17 protein-coding genes and 1 pseudogene are annotated in these 18,909 nt (G+C 72.0%); 8 read left to right on the plus strand and 10 right to left on the minus strand.

Annotation, left to right across the window (positions count from 1 at the left end; translation table 11 throughout):
• Nucleotides 1-71 precede the first annotated feature (71 nt).
• Nucleotides 72-2,180: an amylo-alpha-1,6-glucosidase gene (locus tag ACFQ3T_RS09215; RefSeq protein WP_380722319.1), complete on the minus strand. Its 2,109-nt coding sequence runs from the start codon at nt 2,178-2,180 to the stop codon at nt 72-74.
• Nucleotides 2,181-2,187: 7 nt separating this feature from the next.
• On the minus strand, nt 2,188-3,207 hold the full coding sequence (locus ACFQ3T_RS09220; protein ID WP_380722321.1) for a glycosyltransferase family 4 protein: 1,020 nt from the start codon (nt 3,205-3,207) through the stop codon (nt 2,188-2,190).
• 333 nt (nt 3,208-3,540) lie between these two features.
• Between ACFQ3T_RS09220 and ACFQ3T_RS09225 the strand changes: the two genes are divergently transcribed.
• Together ACFQ3T_RS09225 and ACFQ3T_RS09230 are read left to right on the plus strand one after the other, a co-directional pair.
• On the plus strand, nt 3,541-3,840 hold the full coding sequence (locus ACFQ3T_RS09225; RefSeq protein WP_380722323.1) for a hypothetical protein: 300 nt from the start codon (nt 3,541-3,543) through the stop codon (nt 3,838-3,840).
• A gap of 509 nt (nt 3,841-4,349) precedes the next feature.
• Entirely contained in the window at nt 4,350-7,031 is a 2,682-nt protein-coding gene (locus tag ACFQ3T_RS09230; protein WP_380722325.1) for a tachylectin-related carbohydrate-binding protein, read from the plus strand.
• 378 nt (nt 7,032-7,409) lie between these two features.
• On the opposite strand, the gene ACFQ3T_RS09235 is transcribed toward ACFQ3T_RS09230, so the two are convergent.
• The 3 genes from ACFQ3T_RS09235 to ACFQ3T_RS09245 all read right to left on the minus strand — a co-directional run bounded on the left by ACFQ3T_RS09235 (nt 7,410) and on the right by ACFQ3T_RS09245 (nt 10,326).
• Nucleotides 7,410-7,802 (minus strand): STAS domain-containing protein, encoded by a 393-nt coding sequence (locus tag ACFQ3T_RS09235; protein WP_380722327.1) that lies wholly within the window; start codon nt 7,800-7,802, stop codon nt 7,410-7,412.
• Between the two features lie 417 nt (nt 7,803-8,219).
• Nucleotides 8,220-9,611, minus strand: a complete 1,392-nt coding sequence (locus ACFQ3T_RS09240; protein WP_380722329.1) for a pectate lyase family protein — start codon at nt 9,609-9,611, stop codon at nt 8,220-8,222.
• Between the two features lie 436 nt (nt 9,612-10,047).
• On the minus strand, nt 10,048-10,326 hold the full coding sequence (locus ACFQ3T_RS09245) for a hypothetical protein (protein ID WP_380722331.1): 279 nt from the start codon (nt 10,324-10,326) through the stop codon (nt 10,048-10,050).
• Between the two features lie 231 nt (nt 10,327-10,557).
• Between ACFQ3T_RS09245 and ACFQ3T_RS09250 the strand changes: the two genes are divergently transcribed.
• From ACFQ3T_RS09250 to ACFQ3T_RS09260, 3 genes are all read left to right on the plus strand, one after another.
• On the plus strand, nt 10,558-11,457 hold the full coding sequence (locus ACFQ3T_RS09250) for an alpha/beta fold hydrolase (RefSeq protein ID WP_380722333.1): 900 nt from the start codon (nt 10,558-10,560) through the stop codon (nt 11,455-11,457).
• A gap of 305 nt (nt 11,458-11,762) precedes the next feature.
• Nucleotides 11,763-11,921 carry a DegT/DnrJ/EryC1/StrS family aminotransferase gene (locus tag ACFQ3T_RS09255; protein WP_380722335.1) on the plus strand — a complete coding sequence of 53 codons (159 nt, stop codon included), beginning with the start codon at nt 11,763-11,765 and terminating at the stop codon, nt 11,919-11,921.
• Nucleotides 11,922-11,988: 67 nt separating this feature from the next.
• Nucleotides 11,989-12,246 (plus strand): heavy-metal-associated domain-containing protein, encoded by a 258-nt coding sequence (locus tag ACFQ3T_RS09260; RefSeq protein ID WP_380722337.1) that lies wholly within the window; start codon nt 11,989-11,991, stop codon nt 12,244-12,246.
• Between the two features lie 64 nt (nt 12,247-12,310).
• On the opposite strand, the gene ACFQ3T_RS09265 is transcribed toward ACFQ3T_RS09260, so the two are convergent.
• The 3 genes from ACFQ3T_RS09265 to ACFQ3T_RS09275 form a co-directional block, all read right to left on the minus strand.
• Nucleotides 12,311-12,919 (minus strand): DUF305 domain-containing protein, encoded by a 609-nt coding sequence (locus tag ACFQ3T_RS09265; protein WP_380722339.1) that lies wholly within the window; start codon nt 12,917-12,919, stop codon nt 12,311-12,313.
• A gap of 80 nt (nt 12,920-12,999) precedes the next feature.
• Nucleotides 13,000-13,380: a hypothetical protein gene (locus ACFQ3T_RS09270; protein WP_380722341.1), complete on the minus strand. Its 381-nt coding sequence runs from the start codon at nt 13,378-13,380 to the stop codon at nt 13,000-13,002.
• A gap of 58 nt (nt 13,381-13,438) precedes the next feature.
• Complete coding sequence (locus tag ACFQ3T_RS09275; RefSeq protein WP_380722343.1) at nt 13,439-14,701, minus strand: cytochrome P450; 1,263 nt, start codon at nt 14,699-14,701, stop codon at nt 13,439-13,441.
• 238 nt (nt 14,702-14,939) lie between these two features.
• Here ACFQ3T_RS09275 and ACFQ3T_RS09280 point away from each other — a divergent pair, with 238 nt between their 5' ends.
• Both ACFQ3T_RS09280 and ACFQ3T_RS09285 read left to right on the plus strand, forming a co-directional pair.
• Nucleotides 14,940-15,515: a dihydrofolate reductase family protein gene (locus ACFQ3T_RS09280; protein ID WP_380722345.1), complete on the plus strand. Its 576-nt coding sequence runs from the start codon at nt 14,940-14,942 to the stop codon at nt 15,513-15,515.
• Nucleotides 15,516-15,642: 127 nt separating this feature from the next.
• Nucleotides 15,643-16,524: a hypothetical protein gene (locus ACFQ3T_RS09285; RefSeq protein ID WP_380722347.1), complete on the plus strand. Its 882-nt coding sequence runs from the start codon at nt 15,643-15,645 to the stop codon at nt 16,522-16,524.
• A 16-nt stretch (nt 16,525-16,540) separates the two neighbouring features.
• On the opposite strand, the gene ACFQ3T_RS09290 is transcribed toward ACFQ3T_RS09285, so the two are convergent.
• Together ACFQ3T_RS09290 and ACFQ3T_RS09295 are read right to left on the minus strand one after the other, a co-directional pair.
• On the minus strand, nt 16,541-16,663 hold the full coding sequence (locus ACFQ3T_RS09290) for a hypothetical protein (RefSeq protein ID WP_380722349.1): 123 nt from the start codon (nt 16,661-16,663) through the stop codon (nt 16,541-16,543).
• A gap of 19 nt (nt 16,664-16,682) precedes the next feature.
• On the minus strand, nt 16,683-17,735 hold the full coding sequence (locus tag ACFQ3T_RS09295) for a magnesium and cobalt transport protein CorA (RefSeq protein WP_380722351.1): 1,053 nt from the start codon (nt 17,733-17,735) through the stop codon (nt 16,683-16,685).
• 218 nt (nt 17,736-17,953) lie between these two features.
• Here ACFQ3T_RS09295 and ACFQ3T_RS09300 point away from each other — a divergent pair.
• A pseudogene (locus ACFQ3T_RS09300) lies at nt 17,954-18,909 on the plus strand (hypothetical protein); the annotation flags it as partial.

The raw sequence follows: 18,909 nt of genomic DNA on the forward strand, positions 1-18,909 counted from the left end.
ACGCTAGCGCCGGGGAGGCCGCCGCCACGTCGGGTCGGGCGGGGTTCGCCCCATGAGAGCAGCCGGGTCGGTCACCGCGACGTCGGCGGATCGGCCACCACCGTGCCCTCGGGCAGCCCGAGCACGTCCCAGCCGTCCTCGCGGACGTCGATGCACAGCCGGTGCCCGGCCAGCGGCAGGTTCTCGATCTTGAGCGGCACCAGGCGCTCCGGCACCGCGGGGGCGAGCTGCACGCTCCCCGACGGCAGGTCCGGCTGGAACCGCAGCAGCGTGCGCGTCAGCAGGATCGGCGCGGCGGCGGCCCACGCCTGCGGGGAGCACGAGGTGGGGTAGGGGACCGGCACCGGGAACTCCGCGCGGTCGAAGCCGCAGAACAGCTCCGGCAGCCGGCCGCCGAACCGCCGGGCCGCGTCGAGGACGCCCATCGCCACCTGCTGGGCCTCCGCGACGAACCCGTACCGCATCAGGCCCGCCGCCGCGATCGCCGTGTCGTGCGGCCACACCGACCCGTTGTGGTAGCTCATCGGGTTGTACGCGCCCATGGTGTCGGCCAGCGTCCGGACGCCGAAGCCGGACCACAGCGCCGGGCTGACGAGGTGCCGCGCCACGGCGTCCGCCTTGTCGTCGTCCACGATCCCGCCCCACAGGCAGTGCCCCATGTTGGACGTCAGCGAGTCGACCGGTCGCTTCGCGCCGTCCAGGGCCAGCGCGAACCACCCCTGCTCGGGCAGCCAGAACCGCTCGTTGAACGCGGCCTTGAGGTCGGCGGCCCGTCGCCGGTACTCCGCCGCCGTGCGCTCGTCGCCCTGCGCCACCGCGATGTCCGCCCGCGCCGTGTACGCCGCGTACACGTACGCCTGCACCTCGGCCAGCGCGATGGGTGGTTCCGCCATGCGGCCGTCGGCGAAGTTCACGCCGTCGAACGAGTCCTTCCAGCCCTGGTTGAGCAACCCCCGGTCGGTGGCCCGCTGGTACTCGACGAAACCGTCGCCGTCGCGGTCGCCGAAGTCGCGCACCCACGCCAGGGCGCGGTCGGCGGCGGGCAGCAGGGCCGCGAGGTCGGCCGCGGGCAGGCCCCAGCGGTGCAACTCGCCCAGCAGGGCGACGAACAACGGGGTGGCGTCGGCCGTGCCGTAGTAGGCGCTGCCGCCGCCCAGCGCGAGGGCCGCCGCGCGGCCGAGCCGCACCTCGTGCAGGATGCGCCCCGGCTGCTCCTCGGTCAGCGGGTCCTCCTTCACGCCCTGGTGGTCGGCCAGCGTCTGCAGCGTGCCGAGCGCGAGCCGCTGGTCCAGCGGCAGCGCCATCCAGCTGGTCAGCAGCGAGTCGCGGCCGAACAGGGCCATGAACCACGGCGCGCCCGCGGCGACCACGCGCCGTTCCGAGTGCCGCGGGTCGTGGATCTGCAGCGCGCCGAGGTCCGACGCGCTCGTGGCCAGCGTGGTGACGAAGCCCGACGCGCCGGTGGTGATCTGCGGGGTCGCCATGCGCCACGCGCGCAGCCGGCCCGCCGGGGACGCTGCGACGTCCTCGTCCGACCCGGTCGCGCCGCCCACGGCGGCCTGCACCACCAGGGAAACGGACCACTCGTCGCGCGGCGGCACCATCGCGTGGAACGTCAGCTGCCGCGGCGCCACGTCGGGGTCGCCGTCGGCGGTCACCGTCACCGTCCGGCACTGCTCGGCGCCGGGGCAGAGGAACGTGAGACCCTCGCTGCCGGTCGCGGACTCCACGTCGTGGTGCGAGCGCGTCCGGCCGTCCTTGACCTCGAACAGGTCGGCGAAGTCGGCCTCCGCCAGCACGGTCACCGTCAGCGCCGCCGCCTCGTCCGCCAGGTTGCGCAGCACGACCTGCTCGCGCATCCCGGCGCCGACCTGGCGGCGGCGCAGCACCAGGATCGTGCTGTCGGCCAGTCCGCCGCGCGGCCTCGTGCGTCCCACGAACGTGGCCGCGTAGGGCGCGCTGTCGAGGGTGCTCAACGACTCGACCGGCGTGCCGTCGACGTGCAGCTGCCAGCCGGACAGGACCCGGGTGTCCGCGACGAACAGCCCGTGCGGCCGGCCGGGGTGGATGTCCCCGTCGGACGAGCACTGGCAGAACGTCGAGCCCTCGACGAGCGTGGTGACGCCGCCGCCGTTGCCGGTGGCGGGCGGGGCGGCGCCGGACGTCCAGGCGGTGGTCATCGCGTCGTCACCCCTCGCCGCGCACGGTCTCGTACAGCCGGATGTGGTCGGCCACCATGCGCTCGGTCGAGAAGTACTCCGAGACGGCGGCGCGGCAGTCCTCCCGGCGCAGCCGGTCCACCCGGTCGACCGCCGCGACGAGCTCGGCGTGGTCGGCGCAGACGAACCCGGTGACGCCGTGCTCCACGATCTCCGGGGCCGACCCGGTGGCGTACGTGAGCACCGGCGTGCCGCAAGCCAGCGCCTCGATCATCACCAGCCCGAACGGCTCCGCCCAGCGGATGGGGTTGAGCAGCGCGCTCGCGTCCGCGAGGAGCCGGAGCTTGTCGTCCACGTCCGCTTCGCCGACGTACTCGACGTCGCCGCCCAGCAGCGGCTCCACCTCGTCGTGGAAGTACGCGAACTCGGTGGCCTCGCGCATCTTCGCGGCGATCTTGAGTGGACGGTGGCAGGTGCGGGCGATCTCGATGGCCTCCCGTGCCCCCTTGTCGGGTGTCATCCGACCGAGGAACAACAAATACCCACCGTCACCTCTCCCGGAGGGGAACCGCTCCGGGTCCACCCCGTGGTGGATGACCGAGTGAACCCGGACATCCGGCGCGCGGGCGGCCTGGTCGTGCGAGATCGCGACGACCGGCAACCGACTGCCGTAGAAGCCGTAGACGTGCCGCAGGTCCCCGGCGAGCGGACCGTGGCAGGTGGTGACCACGCGGTCCCGCCCGGCGGCCACTGCCCACAGTGGACCGATCTGCGTGTGGTCGTGCACGACGTCGCGGTCGGCGAGGCAGTCGTACGCCCACGCGGCGTGGCTGAGCTCCACCTCGCCGAAGCCGATCCGGTCGCCGGCGGCGCGGTCGCGGACGGATCGCGTGGGCACCGGGACCTCGCTCTCCCCGACCGTGAACACGACCACGTCGTGCCCCGCCTTGGTGAGCCCGCGGGCGAGGCAGTCGACCACCGTCTCGATTCCGCCATAGGACGGCGGCGGGACGGGAATCCACGGCGGCGCGAGCAGCCCGACCTTCATCGGAACACCCCCACCGCCCGGTTCACCCCAAGGAGTGGTTGCGCGCCAGCGGTCGGCCCCGAGAGGCGCGGCGCCCGCTGCGGGGCCGAGGAGTTCGCCATGACACATCCGCTTCCGCCCGCCGCGTCCACTGGGAGGGCGCGGTCACCGGCGAGGTACCCCGCTCCGCCGCGCTGACACGTCACCGGCCCGGTCGGCCACCGATCAGGGCACCCCGTCCGTCGCCCCGCCGTCCGTCGCCCGCCGTCCGGCCCGCCGTCCGGCACCCGACGGGGGTAGGGTCGCCGCCGACCGGGCCGCACGGGCGCCGGTCCGTGACGACCGGAGGTGGGGGTGCCGGAGTTCCTGGCCACCGGCGACGACCGGATCATGGAGTTGTTGACGGACACGGCGGACGCGATGGCGGCCGAGTTCGGCCTGTCCCGCGCCGAGGCGGTCGCGAGGGTCAACGAGTACTGGTCCACCCGGCAGGACCTGCTGGACGACGGGCTGCCCACCCACGAGGAAGCCGAGTACTGGGCGTCGTTCATCTACTACGCCGAGGGCACGCCGTTCTGGCGCAAGGACGCCGACCGGTCGGCGTGGCGACCCCGGCCCGCGCCGGCCGAGGATTCCGGCTTCTGGACCGTGTGACCCGACGCGCAAGACGACCGGTTCCACGTATTGCCCGTCCGGTCTACGTCCCGCCGCGGGACAGGGGCGGGAGCGCGTTGAGCCGTCTTGTCCGAGGGGGGAATTCCGGCGCGGTGAGCATTCGCGCACTACAACGAGGCGCTCGACCGACGAAGTCTTGTGGCCGGGCGCGCGGCGCGCTTACGCTCCCGGCGGTTCGAGCGCTGTGCGCAGTCTGGGGGAAATCCGTGTGGTCGGCCGTCGCGCCGGGCGCTTTCGCGCGCCCAGATCCGTGGTACCGCCGCTCGCGCCTTTCCGCACGGCCGCGTCCGCGGTGGGCGTCGTCGGAACGGGTTTCCCGCGGCCGGGTGACCTCGGCTACCGGCGCGTGAGGTTCGTGGCCACGGCCCGGTGAGGCGCGGGCGACGTCACGGCGCGCAGCGGGAATCACACCAGGTGGCTGGCGCTTCTTCGAAAGGGATGGTGTGGTGAGTCGTATTTCGCGTGCCAGGCTCAGACGTTCGGTGCAGGTGGCGCTGGCGGCTGTGGTCGGGGCAGTGCTCGTGCCGGTCGTCGTGTCCGGCGGGAACGTGGCCGGCGCGGTGGTGGCGGCCCAGTGCAAGCCGACGGCGGACTTCTTCGTCGGCATGAAGGCCAACTCGGAGCTGCACCACCGGTCGCTGCGGAAGCCCGCGTCCGGCGACCGGCTGTTCAGCGCCGGCACCAACCTCGGCAGCGGGTGGGAAACCCGGTACATGGCCGGGCCGAACGGTTACGTCTACAGCATCGCGACCACGGGGGAGATGCACCGGCGCCAGTGGAACGGCACCGGCTGGGCCGGCGCGCCGCTCGTCTCCGGCAGCGGCTGGGACACCTGGAACCACGCGCCGCACCGCACGCGCATCACCGTCGACAGCGACAACTCGATCTACCGCGTCGCGCCCAACGGCAACCTGGAGCTGGGCCGGTACGGCTTCTCCACCCAGGCGTTGACGACGAAGGTCATCGACACCCAGACCGACTGGTCCAAGTACGAGTTCATGTTCGCCGCGGGCAACGGCGTCATCTACACCCACGACACGTCCCAGCCCGGCGGCGCGCTGTACCGGAGCCACTACGACCTCGCCACGGGCGCCTTCCTGGAGCGCGAGAAGTTCCTCGGCGTCGGCTGGCCGCAACGCTGGTTCGCCTCCGCGGGCGGTGACGTGTTCTACGGCCTGATCGGCGACCAGATCTGGTGGTACCGCTACCTCCCTGCGGAGGGCCGGTTCACCGAGAGCGCCTACGGCAACCTGACGCAACCCCTGCACTCCTGGCCCAAGGTGGACGAGATCGCGGTCTCGGTGGACTCCTGCCGGCTCGGCACGGTCGCCGCCGACGTCGAGTGCGCGCCGTCGGCGAACTTCTGGGGCTTCGCCAACGACAACACCATGACGCTGCGCCCGCACACCGAGCCGGAGACCGGCATCACCGCCTGGGCGCCGTCGACGCAGGCCGCCACCGGCTGGACGCACCGGTTCCTCAGCGCCCCCAACGGTTACAAGTACTTCGTCGCCAACGGCGAGCTGCGCCGGCACCGCTGGGTCGACGGCGCCTGGGACAACAACGGCCAGTACGCCGTGATCGCCACCGGCTGGGGCGACTGGGAGGACGTCCGCTACCGCTACCGGTACACAGTGGACTCCAGCTCCGCGTTCTACCTCGTGCCGGCGAGCGGCGTGCTCGAACGGCGCGTGTACGACGACACCGCGAAGACGTGGACGAGCGAGGTCCTGGACACCGGGTGGGGCCGTTACGACCACGTGTTCGCCGCCGGCGACGGCGTGCTGTACGCACGCGACCCGGCCGTGGAGAACGGCGCGGTCTACCGCCACCACTACGACACGACGTCGCGCCGCTGGCTGGACCACGGCACGAAGGTGGCGACCGGCTGGAACAAGTACCGCAACCTGGTGTCGCCGGGCGCGGACGTCATCTACGGGTTCGACGGCAACTACCTGGACTGGCGGCGCTGGGACGTGACCGCCGGGAAGTTCGCCACGAGCGCGGCGGGGGCGACCGTCGAGCAGGTCTGGTGGTGGGCCGACATGCGGGAGATCTCCGCGGACATCGACGCGTGCTCGCTCGTGACCCCGCCGAACCCCGTGCTGCCGACCGTGGCCGCGCCGTCGAACGAGCGCGCGCAGATGATCTACAACACCGCGTCGCAGCGCCTCGAAGTCGCGTACGTCCACGACAACGGCGTGCTGCACCACGGCTACCAGCTCGCGGGCTCGGAGGCGATCGAGTTCAGCGCCCTGGCCGGGTACCTCCAGCACACCGGCCGCGCGACCCTCGCGCAGCGCCAGGACGGCCGGGTGGTCGTCGCCGCGACCAGCCTCGACGGCCAGGCGGACACCTACGCGCAGGACGGCGTGGGCGGCCGGTGGACGGGCCCGACGCCGCTGCAGGGCGCCTTCCCGACCAGCCCCGCGCTGGTGCGCGGGTCGAACAACCTGCTGACCGCGTTCGCGGTGAACGGCGACGGGAAGCTGTGGTACGCCGAGCAGTTCGACGCCGCCGGCGGGTTCAGGCCGTGGCGGCAGGCCTCGGGCGACCCGGGGTACACGATGACGTCGAACTTCGCCGTGGTGCCGAGCGGTGACGGCTTCGAGGTCGCCTACCACAACCCGAGCGGCGTCGTCGCCGTGAAGCGGTTCCAGTCCGGGACGATCCAGCCGCAGCGGATCGCGGGAGGCATCACCGCCGTGGGCTCGCCGGCCGCCGTGGTGTTCGCCGACGGCAAGGTGCAGCTGGTCAGCCGCGGCTCGGACGGCAGGCTGCACACGCAGAAGGAGGGCGCGTCCGGCTTCGGCGGGTGGACCGACATCAGCGACGGCCTCACGTTCACCGGCTCGCCGACCGCACTGCTCAACACCCACGGCATCGTGGAGGTCGTGGCGCGCACCCAGGACGGCATGGTGCACCGCAACGGCCAGACCGCGCCGGGCTCCGCGACGTGGCGGAACTGGGAGACGAACCTCGACTCGGCGGTCACGGACCCGGTCCTGACCGCCGCCACGGGCAACGAGCAGCGGGCGTTCTTCCGCGACGGCTCGGGCTCCTACTACCTGTGGCACCTGACGGCGTACACCTCCACGCCGACCGTCACGTCGCAGGACACGGGCCAGTCGAAGACCGTCGCCATCCGCACCACGAAGGGCAGGGCGTAACGACGTGGCGCGGTGCCGGGCGCTCCCCGGCACCGCGCCACGTCAGTCGTCGGCCCCGATCGGAACGGCACGGGCTCGGCCGACGTCACACGGCTGACGTCCAGGGCGTCCGGCGCGAGTACCAGGGTGTGCGCGCCGGCGCTCGGACCGTTCCCGGTCGTGGCCACCCTCAGCACAGCTCCGGTGTCGGCGCGCCGCGGTTCCGGTTCACCCAGAGCACTCCGACGTTGGTGCTGCACGACTACGTCTGACGCCTGCCCGCCGAACCGATCACCGGGGACGTTGCCGATCACGTCGGCGACGTCCCTCGGCCGTGCAGCGGGCCGTCACTCCGCGCCCGGACACCTCGGCAGGGGAGCCGGGGTGGTGGCGGACGGGTCAGGACGAGACGGCGGCCCGCGCCTCGGGCAGGCTCGGGTACAGCCGCAGCAGGTGGTTCAGCATGGCGGCCCGCAACGCCCGCAGCGGGCTGCCCGCCGGCGCGACGACGCGCAGCGGCGTGCCCTGGCGGTCGCCGACGTGGTGGTACTCGACCAGCAGCGCCATGCCGACCGAGGCGACGAAGTCCACCGCGGTCAGGTCGACCACGACCGGCACCCGGCCGTTCGCCGCGGCGTCCGCGAACGCCGGCGCCAGCTCCCCGCGCAGCACCGGCTCGGTGGTCGAGTCCAGTTCGCCCGCCACGTGCACGACGATGGCGTCACCCAGCCGTTCACGCCGCGTCCGCAACGGTTCGTCCTGCTGGTCGTGCTGTTCCTGACCGGTCGACACACCGCCTCCACTCCGGCTGTCTACAGAGCGCAACGATACGGGCAATCCGCCGCACCACAAGATGCCCACGGTGACACGCTGGTACCCACCCACACCGAGCGTCACACCCGGTCGATATCTCGGTCACCATAATCACTTCAGTGTTGACTAAAATGTATCGCCGACGTCCACGACCTTCTCAACCCACGGCGCATCGGCCAGAGCCACATCGAGGTACGTCGTTGTTCGCGGCGACGCTGTCGTCGGGCTCGAAAGCGGGCAGCTCCGTCCGCCACAGCAACCCGCACGTCGTCATTCCGGACAATGCCGCCACGCGGCGGACTCCAACGCCTCCACCGGACGTCACCGTGGAGGATCGGCAGCGATCGAGGCGGCGACCACGTGACGCCGGTCGCCGCCTCGACATCGAGCGAGGCGTTAGAGCTTGCCCGCGCCGGAACCCGCGGTGACCGACGACTTCACCGTGCTGACGTCGTCCGCCGCGTAGCCGTACGGGACGGGCGCCACCGTGCCGTTGGCCTCGCACGGGCCGGAGTTGGTCAGGGAGTTGTCGCGCGCCACGAGACGTCCGGGATCGGAGTCCGCGTACCCGCTCGCCGACCAGCACGCCTGCCGGACGTTCTCGAAGACGTTCCTCTCCACGAGGAGGCCGGCGTCCATGAGCGACGCGATGGCGTACGAGTCGGCGTTGTTGTTGACGTTGGAGTAGTAGTTGTTGAACACGTGGACGGTCTCGCCGAAGCGCACGCGCGGGCTGCGTTCGAAGGTCCGGTCGAACCAGTTGTGGTGGTACGTGACGCGCAGGTGGCCGCGGTCCTCGCTCCCGTTGCCGTCGGAGTGCCCGACCAGCGACGTCTTCCAGTGGTTGCGGATGACGTTCCACGAGACGGTGATGTAGTCGGCGGCGTGGGTGATGTCCAGCATGCCGTCGTAGAAGTCGGGGTGGTCCTCGATGGTGCTGGACATGGTGTTGTGGTCGATCCAGATGTGCGTGGCGCTCTCGATCTGGATCGCGTCGCGACCGGGCACCCCGCGGATGTTCATGTTCTGGATGATCACGTTGGCCGGGCGCATGTCCTCGATGTTGAGGGTGGTCCCGGAGATGCCCGAGTTGGCGCCGACGCCGCGGATCGTCTTGTTCGCGCCGATCGCCACGGTGCCCGAGCCGGCGAGCATGCCGTTGACCAGGATGGTCTTCGCGCCCGCGGACTGCGCCTGGGTCCGGAAGTCGGCGAACGTGCTGACGGTGACCGTCGCGCCGCCCGCGCCGCCGGTGGTGCCGCCCGCCTGAGCGGCCCAACCGACGAGCCCGCCGGGCGGCTGCGGCTGCGGGTCGCCGCCACCGGTCTCGACGTCGAGGTGGTCGACGTTGGGCAGGCCGCCGGACGTCGTCGGGTTCAGCCGGATGGTGTTGCTGCCCGCGTTCACCGGCACGCTGAACGTCTTGGTCACCCAGGTCGACCAGGCGCCCGTGCCCTCGAACGACGGCGACTGCGCCGCCGACCCGTTGACGACCAGGGTGGCGGGCCTCGCCGTGGTGGTGCCGTTGGCGAACCGGACGCCCAACGTCGCCGTGCCCGCGGCGGCCGCGTTCACCGTGAACTGGACGTAGCCGCTCGTGGAGTTCGTGCCGTTGCAGAACCCGCTGCCGGAGAAGCCGGGCCAGTTCGAGTCGAGGGAGCCGGCGCACACCGCCGCCGAGCCCTCCGCCTCGTACCGCGTGGGCGCGGCCTGCGCGGCGGACGTCGTCATCGCCACCAACGCGCCAGCTAACAGCCCGACGCAGGCGATCATGGGTTTCACGCGCATAATTCGTCTCCGTGGCGTAGGCATGAAGCGATTCCGACGCAATGGCGGACACGATGTTCCCAGGTGCTTCATTGCGCCGCAGGACGGGAAACCACTTCGGATGCTAGGAGTCCGGGAACTCCTGGTCAACGCTCATGCGGCGAAAATGCGCGCCGGTCATGCACGTGAACAAATCGGTCACGCACGTGAACTGCTGGCGTGCATTCGGACGTAAGGCGCACAGATATGTGAATTCGCGCCGGTCTTGCCGCGCCGCGGGTGCGCGTGACCGTCCGGCGATGTCGGATCGGCGTGTAGTTCGGCCAGCGTGGGACGGGGCGGAGTTCGGCTGCCTGCGCGCGTGGACCGCGACGGACTCCAGCCTTCCCGCCGCGCCGCGGCACGGAACGTGACCCGCCGACCCGATCGGTGGGGTGTGTCGTCAGCCCGACCGGTCCTACGCGTCACCGCGCATCGAGCGGCGGATCTCTTCGAGCTTGTCGAGCCCGGCCTGTCGCCGTGCCTCGAACTGGTCCTCGACCGCCTTGGCCTCGGGGATCGCGTCGGCCAGCTCACCGGCGCCGAGGCTCGTCGCGACCCGGCCCTCGATCCGGTCCCGCACGTGCTCGAAGGACGGCACGCCGTCCTCGCTGTAGTCGGCGGGCGGCGCCACCGGCCCGGCCGGCTCGTCCTCCACGATCTCGGCGTCGATCACCGGTTCCCGGTCCCCGCTCATCGCCCCAACTCCATTCGCCGTGCCGACCCCGAGGCTACCCCCGTGGGCCGGGGGGCATCGACGCGCCGCGACACCGGTGTCCGCCGTCCCCCGTTCGAACGTGTTCGGCAGTACCCCATCAGGTACTGCCGCGCGGCGGTTCGCCCGTAGCAAGGTGAAACCGGGCCGATCGACCCGTCGGTGCGATCGGCATCGCATTATGTGGTAGGAGCGAGAGGAAGGCGTCCGACCATGTCCACAGAACCCGGCGAGTACGCGCTCGCCAACGGAATCCGGCTCTGGTACCGGGACGAGGGAAAGCCCGGCGGTGAGCCGCTGGTGCTCATCATGGGCCTGAACTCGCAGCTGATCTTCTGGCCCGACGAGTTCGTCGCCGCGCTGGGTGACCGCGGGTTCCGCGTGATCCGGTTCGACAACCGCGACTGCGGCCTGTCGGACAAGATCAAGGCGGACGTCGACGGCAGGAGCCCGCTGTACCACCTGGTCGACATGGCCGACGACACCGTCGGCCTGATGGACCACCTCGGCATCGCGAACGCGCACGTGGTGGGCGCGTCGATGGGCGGCATGATCGCGCAGCTGGTGGCGATCCACCACCCGGAACGGGTCCGCACGCTGTGCTCGATCATGAGCACCACGGGCAACCCGGCGGTGGGCCGGCCCACGTTCGAGGCCGTCCAGCAACTGCTCAAGCCGACACCGTCCGAACGCGAGGCGGCCATCGAGCACATCGCCGAGACGTTCCGCGTCATCGGGTCGGTGACCCACGCCGAGGCCGAGGAGGAACGGCGTCGCCGACTCGCGGAAGCGTCCTACGACCGCGCGTTCCACCCGCAGGGGACGCGGAACCAGTTCGCCGCGATCGCCGCCGCCCTCAACCGGACCCCGGCCCTGCGCGAGCTGACCGTGCCGAGCCTGGTCGTCCACGGCGTGGAGGACGCGCTCATCGACGTCAGCGGTGGGCGGGCCACCCACGAGGCACTCCAGCGCTCGACGTACGTGGAGTTCCCCGACATGGGGCACGACCTGCCCGAGCCCTTGTGGCCGGACATCGTCAACGCCATCGCCGCGAACGCCCACCAGCGCGCCGCGGTCGCCACCGACGCCGTCGCGGGAACCGCGAGCGTGTGAGCGGCGGGCGTGAGCGGCGGCCGTGTGAACCTCGCTGCGCCTGACCCTCGGTGCACGGCCGGCCGCGTCCGCCACGAGCGGTGCGGGAAGACCGTCGGATCGGTTGTGTTTCGCCGCCTCGCGGGTCACGTCCGGTAGCGGGCCGCGCGAGATCGGGGTGTGATCGCGCGCTTCCGGGTGGCTGTGGCACGGCTCGTTGCCGCGTCCACAGCCCCTTGCGAAGGTCGTGTGATGACTGAGTGTCTGGCGAGGCCCGTCGACGAGCAGCGGTCCACAGTGGTCGCCTCGTTCCCGGACCGGCGGGTGTGCGGAAGTACGGGTACCGCCCCGACGACTACCCCCACGCCCACCGGGTCGGACAACGACTCCTGTCGTTGCCCCTGACACCGGGCATGGACGAGACGGACGTCCGGCAGGTGATCAACGCGGTGCGGAGGGTGGTCGGTCGGCACGCCCCTTGTTAGTACCCCAGGTGGGTATGCTAGCGTTCGCCGCATACCCCCATCGGGTATCTGAGAAGGGATTCGCCGAATGTGCACGAGCTGTGAGACCCCCGCCGCGACGACCGCCGGTGAGGCGTCGACCGATGGCCTCGACTTCGTCGTCCAAGGCATGACCTGCGGTGGGTGTGCGACCAAGGTCACCAACGCCGTGCAGGGCGTCGCGGGGGTGACCGACGTGGCCGTGGACATCACCGCCGGCACGCTGAGCGTCACGGGTTCCGCCGACGAGGCCGCGATCACCGCGGCGGTCGAAGGGGCGGGATACGCGGTCGTGCGCGCGGGCTGACCGACGTCGCCGCGACCCTGTGGGGCGCCACCGGACGTGGCGCCCCACAGGGCTCGTCGAGGGATCAGCCCGCCGGCAGGAGGCCCTGCATCTCGGTGATCTCGGCCTGCTGGGAGTCGATGATCCGCTGGGCGAGCTGCTTCGCGTCGGCGTTCGCGCCCTGCCGGAGCTCGGTGTTCGCCATGTCGATCGCGCCCTGGTGGTGCCTGATCATCATTCCCAGGAACAGCCGGTCGAACTCGGCGTCCTTCGCCTGTTCCAGCGCCTCCATCTCAGCGGCGCCCATGCCGGTCTTGTCCGAGCCGTGGTGCGTGCCCGGCGTGTCCGTGCCGTGCGCCTCGGCGCCCCAGTCGCGCAGCCACTCGGTCATGGTCTTGATCTCCGGGTCCTGCGCCTCCTCGATGCGCGACGCGAGGTCGAGCACCTTGGTGTCGGACGTCCGGCCCTGCGCGAGCGCGGCCATCTCGAGGGCGCCCTGGTGGTGGGGGATCATGCCCCGCGCGAACGCGATGTCCGCGTCGTTGTGCTCCCCGGACGGCGCGGCGGAGACGCCGGCGGCGCTCGTCGTGCCCGACGGGGCGCCCCTGTCGTGGCCGCCGCTGCCGCACCCGGCGAGCACGAGTCCGGTGGTCAGGACGGCGAGCGCCGTCCCGACCAGGTTCTTCCTGGTCATGGCGTGTTCCTCTGCGTTGTGAAGTCGGGCTGGCGCGCGGCGTCGCGTCGACGTCCGGCGAGGACGTCACGCGCCGCCTGTCACAGCCGCAGCACGCAGAGGGTGGCGAGCAGCGCCGGAGCGCCGCCCGGTCTCGGGGGTGGGGAACGGGGGCGTCCCGCGTGCCCGGCGACCGACGTGGGCCGGTGGAGGGCGTCCCGGCGGTGGAACGCGCGGAAGATCAACGCCAGGCCGAGCGTCGCCGCCAGGATCGCCAGGCACAGGTGCGCTGTTCCGTGCTCGTCCGACGGGGAGGGCGCGTGCCCGGCGGGCTCGCCGTGCGCGCAGCAGTCGACCACCGTCGCCACCGCGGACGCGGGGTGCTCCGGCCCGCCGATGTGGTGCATCCCGATCACGGCGAACGCGACGACCCACACCAGGGCCGCCCAGTGCGAGGCGCGGATCGGGACGCGGCGGAGCACGGCCCCACCCTACACAACCTCCTATGGTGGATAGTTGGTGCCGCTCGTGGGGCGCAGGTCAGGCGGATGGCGGCGTGAGGAGGACGTCGATCCGCGTGAAGCCGTTGATGACCACCGCGGGGGAGCGGGGCAGGTCGTCGAGGCGTCCGACGAGGCGGGCGTCCGGCCACCGGGTGACCAGCTCGCGCAACGCGACCTCGATCTCCAGGGCCGCCAGGTGGCTGCCCACGCAGCGGTGGATGCCGTGGCCGAACGCGGTGTGGCCCAGCGCGCCGGCGCCCTGCTCGCGGGTGGGGTCGAAGCGGTCGGCGTCCGGGCCGAAGGCGGCGGTGTCGCGGTTGGTCGCGCCGACGTTGACCATGATGATGGCGCCCTCGGGGAGCACGGTCGTCCCGTCGAGCTCGACCGGCGCCGTCGCCAGGTAGTGCGGGACGTTGCGGATCGGCGGGTCGAAGCGCAGCGTCTCCTGCACGACGGCGCGCACCAGGTCGGGCTGCCGGGCGACCGTCGCCCAGGTGCCGGTGGCCAGCATTGCCGCGGCGGCGTTGCCGATCGCGGCGGTGGTGGTCTCGTGCCCGGCCGCCACCAGCAGCACGGACGTGGTCAGCAGTTCGTCGGGGGTGAGGCGGTCGCCGTCCACCTCGTCGTGGACCAGGGCGGAGAGCAGCGACCCGTCCGGCTCGGCGCGCTTGGCCTCGACCAGTTCGGCCAGGTAGCCGGCCATCGTCCCGGACGCGGGGATCTGCTGCTCGGGGATCTCGGTCATCATCGCCGACGACCACCCGGCCAGGTCGGTCCGGTCCTGCTCCGGGACGCCGAGCAGGTCGCAGATCACCGTCAACGGCACGGGGAGGGCGAACCCGCGCACCAGGTCGACCGGCGCGTCGTCCGGCATCTCGTCCAGCAGGGCGCGGACCACCGTCGTGATCCGCTCCTCCAGGCCCAGGACGCGACCGCGGGTGAGCGCCCCGGCGACGAGCTTCCGCAGGCGCGAGTGGGCGGGCGGGTCGGTGTTGAGCATGGACTCGCCGATGATGGCCGACACCTCGGGGGAGCGGCCCGCCTCGACCATGTGCGTGGCCATGGCCGCCCGCAGGGCCGCGGCGTCCTTGGACAGCCGTGGGTCGGCTAACAGCGCACGCGCCCGCTCCGGACCGACCGTGACCACGTGGACGCGGACGCCGTTGGGCTGCGTCGCCACGTGGACCGGGCCGGCCCTCCTGGCGTCGTCCTCGATCCCGTGGTGCTCCCACCCGCGCAGGTCGCCGCCGAGGAGGAGTGGGAAGTCGGACAGCGGGAGGTGTCGTGGGGCTGACGTCATCGCGCGCGGTTCTCCTGGGAGGTGGTGGGAGTGTCGAGTGGTCGACGCGGTGGCCTCGACGTGGATCATCGACAGCGTCGCACCGCGGGTCGCGTCAGGCAACGAAGTGACACCCCGGCCGCATGCCCGACCGATGTGGTCGGCGTCACATTTTTGTCGCCCGGTGGGTGTCGTTCCCGGCAACTACCGTTCGTCGCTCCGATGACAGCAGGCAGAGCGGAACCACCGAGGAGCATCCATGCGCACCCTGATCACCACCGCGTTCGTCTCGCTCGACGGCGTCGTCGAGGCGCCGGGCGGAGAACCGGGCTACCGCAACTCGGGCTGGACCTTCCAGGACATCGAGTTCGACCCCGCCGCCTACGAGCTCAAGGGCCGGGAGCAGGACGAGGCCGCGGCCATGATGATGGGCCGGGTCAGCTACGAGGCGTTCGCGCCGGTGTGGCCGGGCATGACCACCGAGTTCCCCCGCTACAACGCGATGCCCAAGTACGTCGTGTCGACCACGCTGCGGGACGAGGATCTGGTGTCCAACTGGGGCGAGATCACCATCCTGCGCTCGCTGGACGACGTCGCCGCGCTCAAGGATACCGAGGGCGGCCCGATCATCGTCCACGGCAGCGCCGCCCTCAACCGCGCCCTGGCCGACGCCGACCTGGTCGACCGCTACCACCTGCTCCTCTTCCCCGTCCTGCTCGGCGCGGGCAAGCGGCTCTTCAGCGACACGGACAAGGGCAAGCAGAACCTGAAGGTGGTCGAGAGCGAGACCTACGGCAACGGCATCCAGAAGCTCGTCTACGACGTCGTCCGCTGACCGGTCCGGACCGCGGGCGCGTCACCCGCCGCCCGCGGTCCGCACGGCGTCGAACCACGGGGCCGGACCCGCGTCCGGAACCTGCCGGCCGCCGGAACCCGCCCGTTCCGGCCGGTAGAAACACGGCATGCGGAAAGACGTGCGGCTCGGCGCCGCGACCTTGGTCCTGTGCGGTCTCGCGGGGTGTGGTGGTCCCGGCGGGACGGCGTCCCCGGCCGCTCCGACCTCCACCACGTCCAGCACCACCCCGGCTCCGCCGCCCACCGCGAGCCAGGTGGAGTGGCTGGACCAGTTCTGCCAGGCGACCGCGGTGTTCACCAACCCGCCGCAGCCGCCGCCCGACCTGCGGGACGAGTTCACCGCGATGGACCTGGAGTTCCACCTGCGCGCCGTGGACACCGCGCTCGACACCGTGAGCCACCAGACCAACACCCTGACCGCGGACGAGTTCCCGCGCGGGAGGGAGCTGATCGACGCCTACACCGGGGCGGCGAAGGAGTTGGGCGAGCGGGTCACCGAGTACGCCAACCAGCACAACGCCGGCGAGGACGTGTTGCGCGAGCACGTCGCCGAGACCACGTCCGCGCTCGAGGCGCTGGAGCCGGACGGGCTCGACCTCGCCGACCTCGTCGCCGAGAACGGCACCGTCGCCCAGGCGCACGAGCAGGCGGAGCACTGCCGTCCCGCGCCGGACCGGGAGACGACCCCGGCCGCGCCGGTCGACCTGCCCGCGGCCGCGGACGGCGGGAACCTGGCCGCCTGCGAGGACGGCGCGTGCGAGGTGCTGGTGTCGCCGTCGGCCGTGGTGCCCGTGCCGCGGCGGTACGGGTTCACCCTCGTGCGGGTGCGGAGCATCGGCGACGGCGTGGCGCTGATCGGGGCGAAGACCGAGGGCGGGGCCATGACGTCACCGCTGACCAACGGCCGGTCCACGGTCATGAACGGGCTGTCGGTCACGGCCGTCGCGGTGGGCGAGGGCAAAGCCGTGCTGCGCTTCTCGCCGGCGTGACGCCCCGCGCCCGTGGTCATGGCGGCGGTGTGCCGCCGTTGTCGGGCGCGGTGCCCATGCCGAGGGAGATCTGGACGACGACCAGAGTCAGCCAGGCGAGCAGGAACAGGACCACCCAGAACATCGGCCTGGTCATCATGGTGGGCCCTCCACGCCGGTCAGAGCCAGCGGTTGCGCTTGAACAGCCGGTACAGGACGAGGCAGGCGCCCAGGGTGACGGCCAGGACCAGCGGGTACCCGTACCGCCAGTGCAGTTCGGGCATGTGGTCGAAGTTCATGCCGTAGGTGCCGAAGACCATGGTGGGCACGGCGATGATCGCCACCCAGGCCGAGATCCTGCGCATGTCGTTGTTCTGCTGCAACGACACCTTCGCCAGCGTCGCGTCGATGAGCGCGCCGAGCAGTTCGTCGAAACCGGTGACGCGGTCGGCGACCCTGGTGAGGTGGTCGTCGACGTCGCGGAAGTAGGACCGCGCCGCGTCCGGCACCAGCGGGCCGCAGTTGCCGTCGCCGAGCCTGCGCAAGGGCGCCGCCAGCGGCATCACCGCCCGCCGCAGCTCCATCAGTTCCCGCTTCACCAGGTACATCTGCTCGATGCCGATCTCGCTGCGCGGCGCGAACACGGCGGTCTCCACCAGGTCGATGTCGCCCTGGAACGCCTCGGCGACGTCGAGGTAGCCGTCCACCACGCGGTCGGCGATGGCGTGCAGCACCGTCGCCGGTCCCGCGGCCAGCCGCTCGGGCTGCGCCTCCAGCTCGGTGCGCAGGTTGCCCAGCGCGGAGTGGTTGCCGTGGCGGACGGTGATGACGTAGTCGCGGCCCAGGAAGACCATGATCTCGCCCGACTCGACGATCTCGTTGGCCGTGGTGGCGGACTCGTGCTCGACGTAGCGCAACGTCTTGAACACCATGAACAGGTTGTTCTCGTAGCGCTCCAGCTTCGGCCGCTGGTGGGCGTGCACCGCGTCCTCGACGGCGAGTTCGTGCAGCCCGAACACGTCGGCGACGTCGCGGATGCGGTCCTCGTCCGGCTCGAACAGGCCGATCCAGACGAACCCGGCACGCTGGGCGCGGACCTCGGCGACGGCCTCGGCCGGCGACCGGTCGCCGCCCACCCGGACACCGTTGACGTAGACGCCGCACGCCACCATCGTGTCCCGCCGCCCGGACGGCGCCGCGTCCGTCGAGCCGCCGTCGGGAGTGGTCGCCATAGCATTCGATCATGCCTCAGGCGGGCGAGCGGGGCATCTTCGCCGGCGAGGTTTTCGGCGGTGTTCGTCGACCACGCCGCTGCGGACGTCCCGGTCGTCAACGCCCGGGGCGACCCGCCGAGCCAGTCGAAACCGGGTTTTCCCTGTTCGCGCCTCACCTGATCATGACGACCGGTAACGTTCGCGGCGCGACATTGAGCTGACCGGCGAGGTGACTGGTGGCGGGCGAAGCCGTGCGGCTGCTGGGCGGCTTCGGGCGTCGGTACGCCGTCGCCGTCCGCGTCGCGATCCTGGCGCCCGTCGCGGCGATCGCGCTGCTCAGGGCCTCGGCGGACGGGTTCGTCGGCACGGTGCTCGTGGTGGTCGTCGCGGTGGCCTGGACGTGCGGCCAGGGCGGGTGGCTGTACCGGGGCGGTGTCGTCCCGGTGGCCCTCGACGTGGCCGTGCTGCTGGGGCTGTGCGCGACCGTGTTCTGGACCGACGCCGTGGCGACGACCAACTTCGGGTGGCTGCGGCTCCTGGTCACCTTCGCGTGCGTGACGTGGCAGTGGCACACCCCGCCGCTCACCGGCGCCGTCGCCGCGCTGACGGCCGGCGGGGGCATGATCGCCCTCTTCACCGCGGCCGGTCTGCCGGTGGACGCGGCGCAGGGGTGGATGTTCGCGATGGCCGCCATGTCGCGGGCGGCGTGGGTGCTCGTCACCCGTGCCGCGGAACGCGCCGACCGCACGGCCGCCGAGACCGAGCGGGCACGCCGGGAGGCGGCGGTGGTGGCGGCCGAGCGGGCCGAGGAACGCGAACTCGCGAACTCCCTGCACGACACCGCGGCCACCACGCTGCTGATGGTCGGCACCGGCCAGGTGCCGGCCGGCGCGAGCTGGTTGGCCCCGCAGGCCCGGCGTGACCTGGCCCGGCTCCGTTCGGCCGACGGCGGGCGCACGCCCGACCAGGCGGATCTGGTCGACCTGCTGCGCTCCGACCTCGACGCCGGTCACCTGACCGTCCGGCTCGACGCGCCGCCGCGGCTCCCGCTGCCGTTCGACGTGGCCGGCGCGATCGCGGGCGCGGTGCGGGACGCGCTCACCAACGTGCGCCGCCACGCCGGGACGGACCAGGCGACGGTCCGGCTGCACGGCGACCCGACGGCCCTGCGGGTCGAGGTCGCCGACGACGG

This window comes from Saccharothrix hoggarensis (assembly GCF_042678885.1).
In the GTDB taxonomy this organism is placed as follows: domain Bacteria; phylum Actinomycetota; class Actinomycetes; order Mycobacteriales; family Pseudonocardiaceae; genus Actinosynnema; species Actinosynnema hoggarensis.

What these genes read in the sequence shown, in the direction of transcription:
- ACFQ3T_RS09240 (WP_380722329.1), bottom strand. Translation starts at nt 9,611, where the DNA reads ATGCGCGTGAAACCCATGATCGCCTGCGTCGGGCTGTTAGCTGGCGCG.
- ACFQ3T_RS09250 (WP_380722333.1), top strand. Translation starts at nt 10,558, where the DNA reads ATGTCCACAGAACCCGGCGAGTACGCGCTCGCCAACGGAATCCGGCTC.
- ACFQ3T_RS09265 (WP_380722339.1), bottom strand. Translation starts at nt 12,919, where the DNA reads ATGACCAGGAAGAACCTGGTCGGGACGGCGCTCGCCGTCCTGACCACC.
- ACFQ3T_RS09295 (WP_380722351.1), bottom strand. Translation starts at nt 17,735, where the DNA reads ATGGCGACCACTCCCGACGGCGGCTCGACGGACGCGGCGCCGTCCGGG.
- ACFQ3T_RS09220 (WP_380722321.1), bottom strand. Translation starts at nt 3,207, where the DNA reads ATGAAGGTCGGGCTGCTCGCGCCGCCGTGGATTCCCGTCCCGCCGCCG.
- ACFQ3T_RS09245 (WP_380722331.1), bottom strand. Translation starts at nt 10,326, where the DNA reads ATGAGCGGGGACCGGGAACCGGTGATCGACGCCGAGATCGTGGAGGAC.
- ACFQ3T_RS09260 (WP_380722337.1), top strand. Translation starts at nt 11,989, where the DNA reads ATGTGCACGAGCTGTGAGACCCCCGCCGCGACGACCGCCGGTGAGGCG.
- ACFQ3T_RS09285 (WP_380722347.1), top strand. Translation starts at nt 15,643, where the DNA reads ATGCGGAAAGACGTGCGGCTCGGCGCCGCGACCTTGGTCCTGTGCGGT.
- ACFQ3T_RS09215 (WP_380722319.1), bottom strand. Translation starts at nt 2,180, where the DNA reads ATGACCACCGCCTGGACGTCCGGCGCCGCCCCGCCCGCCACCGGCAAC.
- ACFQ3T_RS09280 (WP_380722345.1), top strand. Translation starts at nt 14,940, where the DNA reads ATGCGCACCCTGATCACCACCGCGTTCGTCTCGCTCGACGGCGTCGTC.
- ACFQ3T_RS09275 (WP_380722343.1), bottom strand. Translation starts at nt 14,701, where the DNA reads ATGACGTCAGCCCCACGACACCTCCCGCTGTCCGACTTCCCACTCCTC.
- ACFQ3T_RS09290 (WP_380722349.1), bottom strand. Translation starts at nt 16,663, where the DNA reads ATGATGACCAGGCCGATGTTCTGGGTGGTCCTGTTCCTGCTCGCCTGG.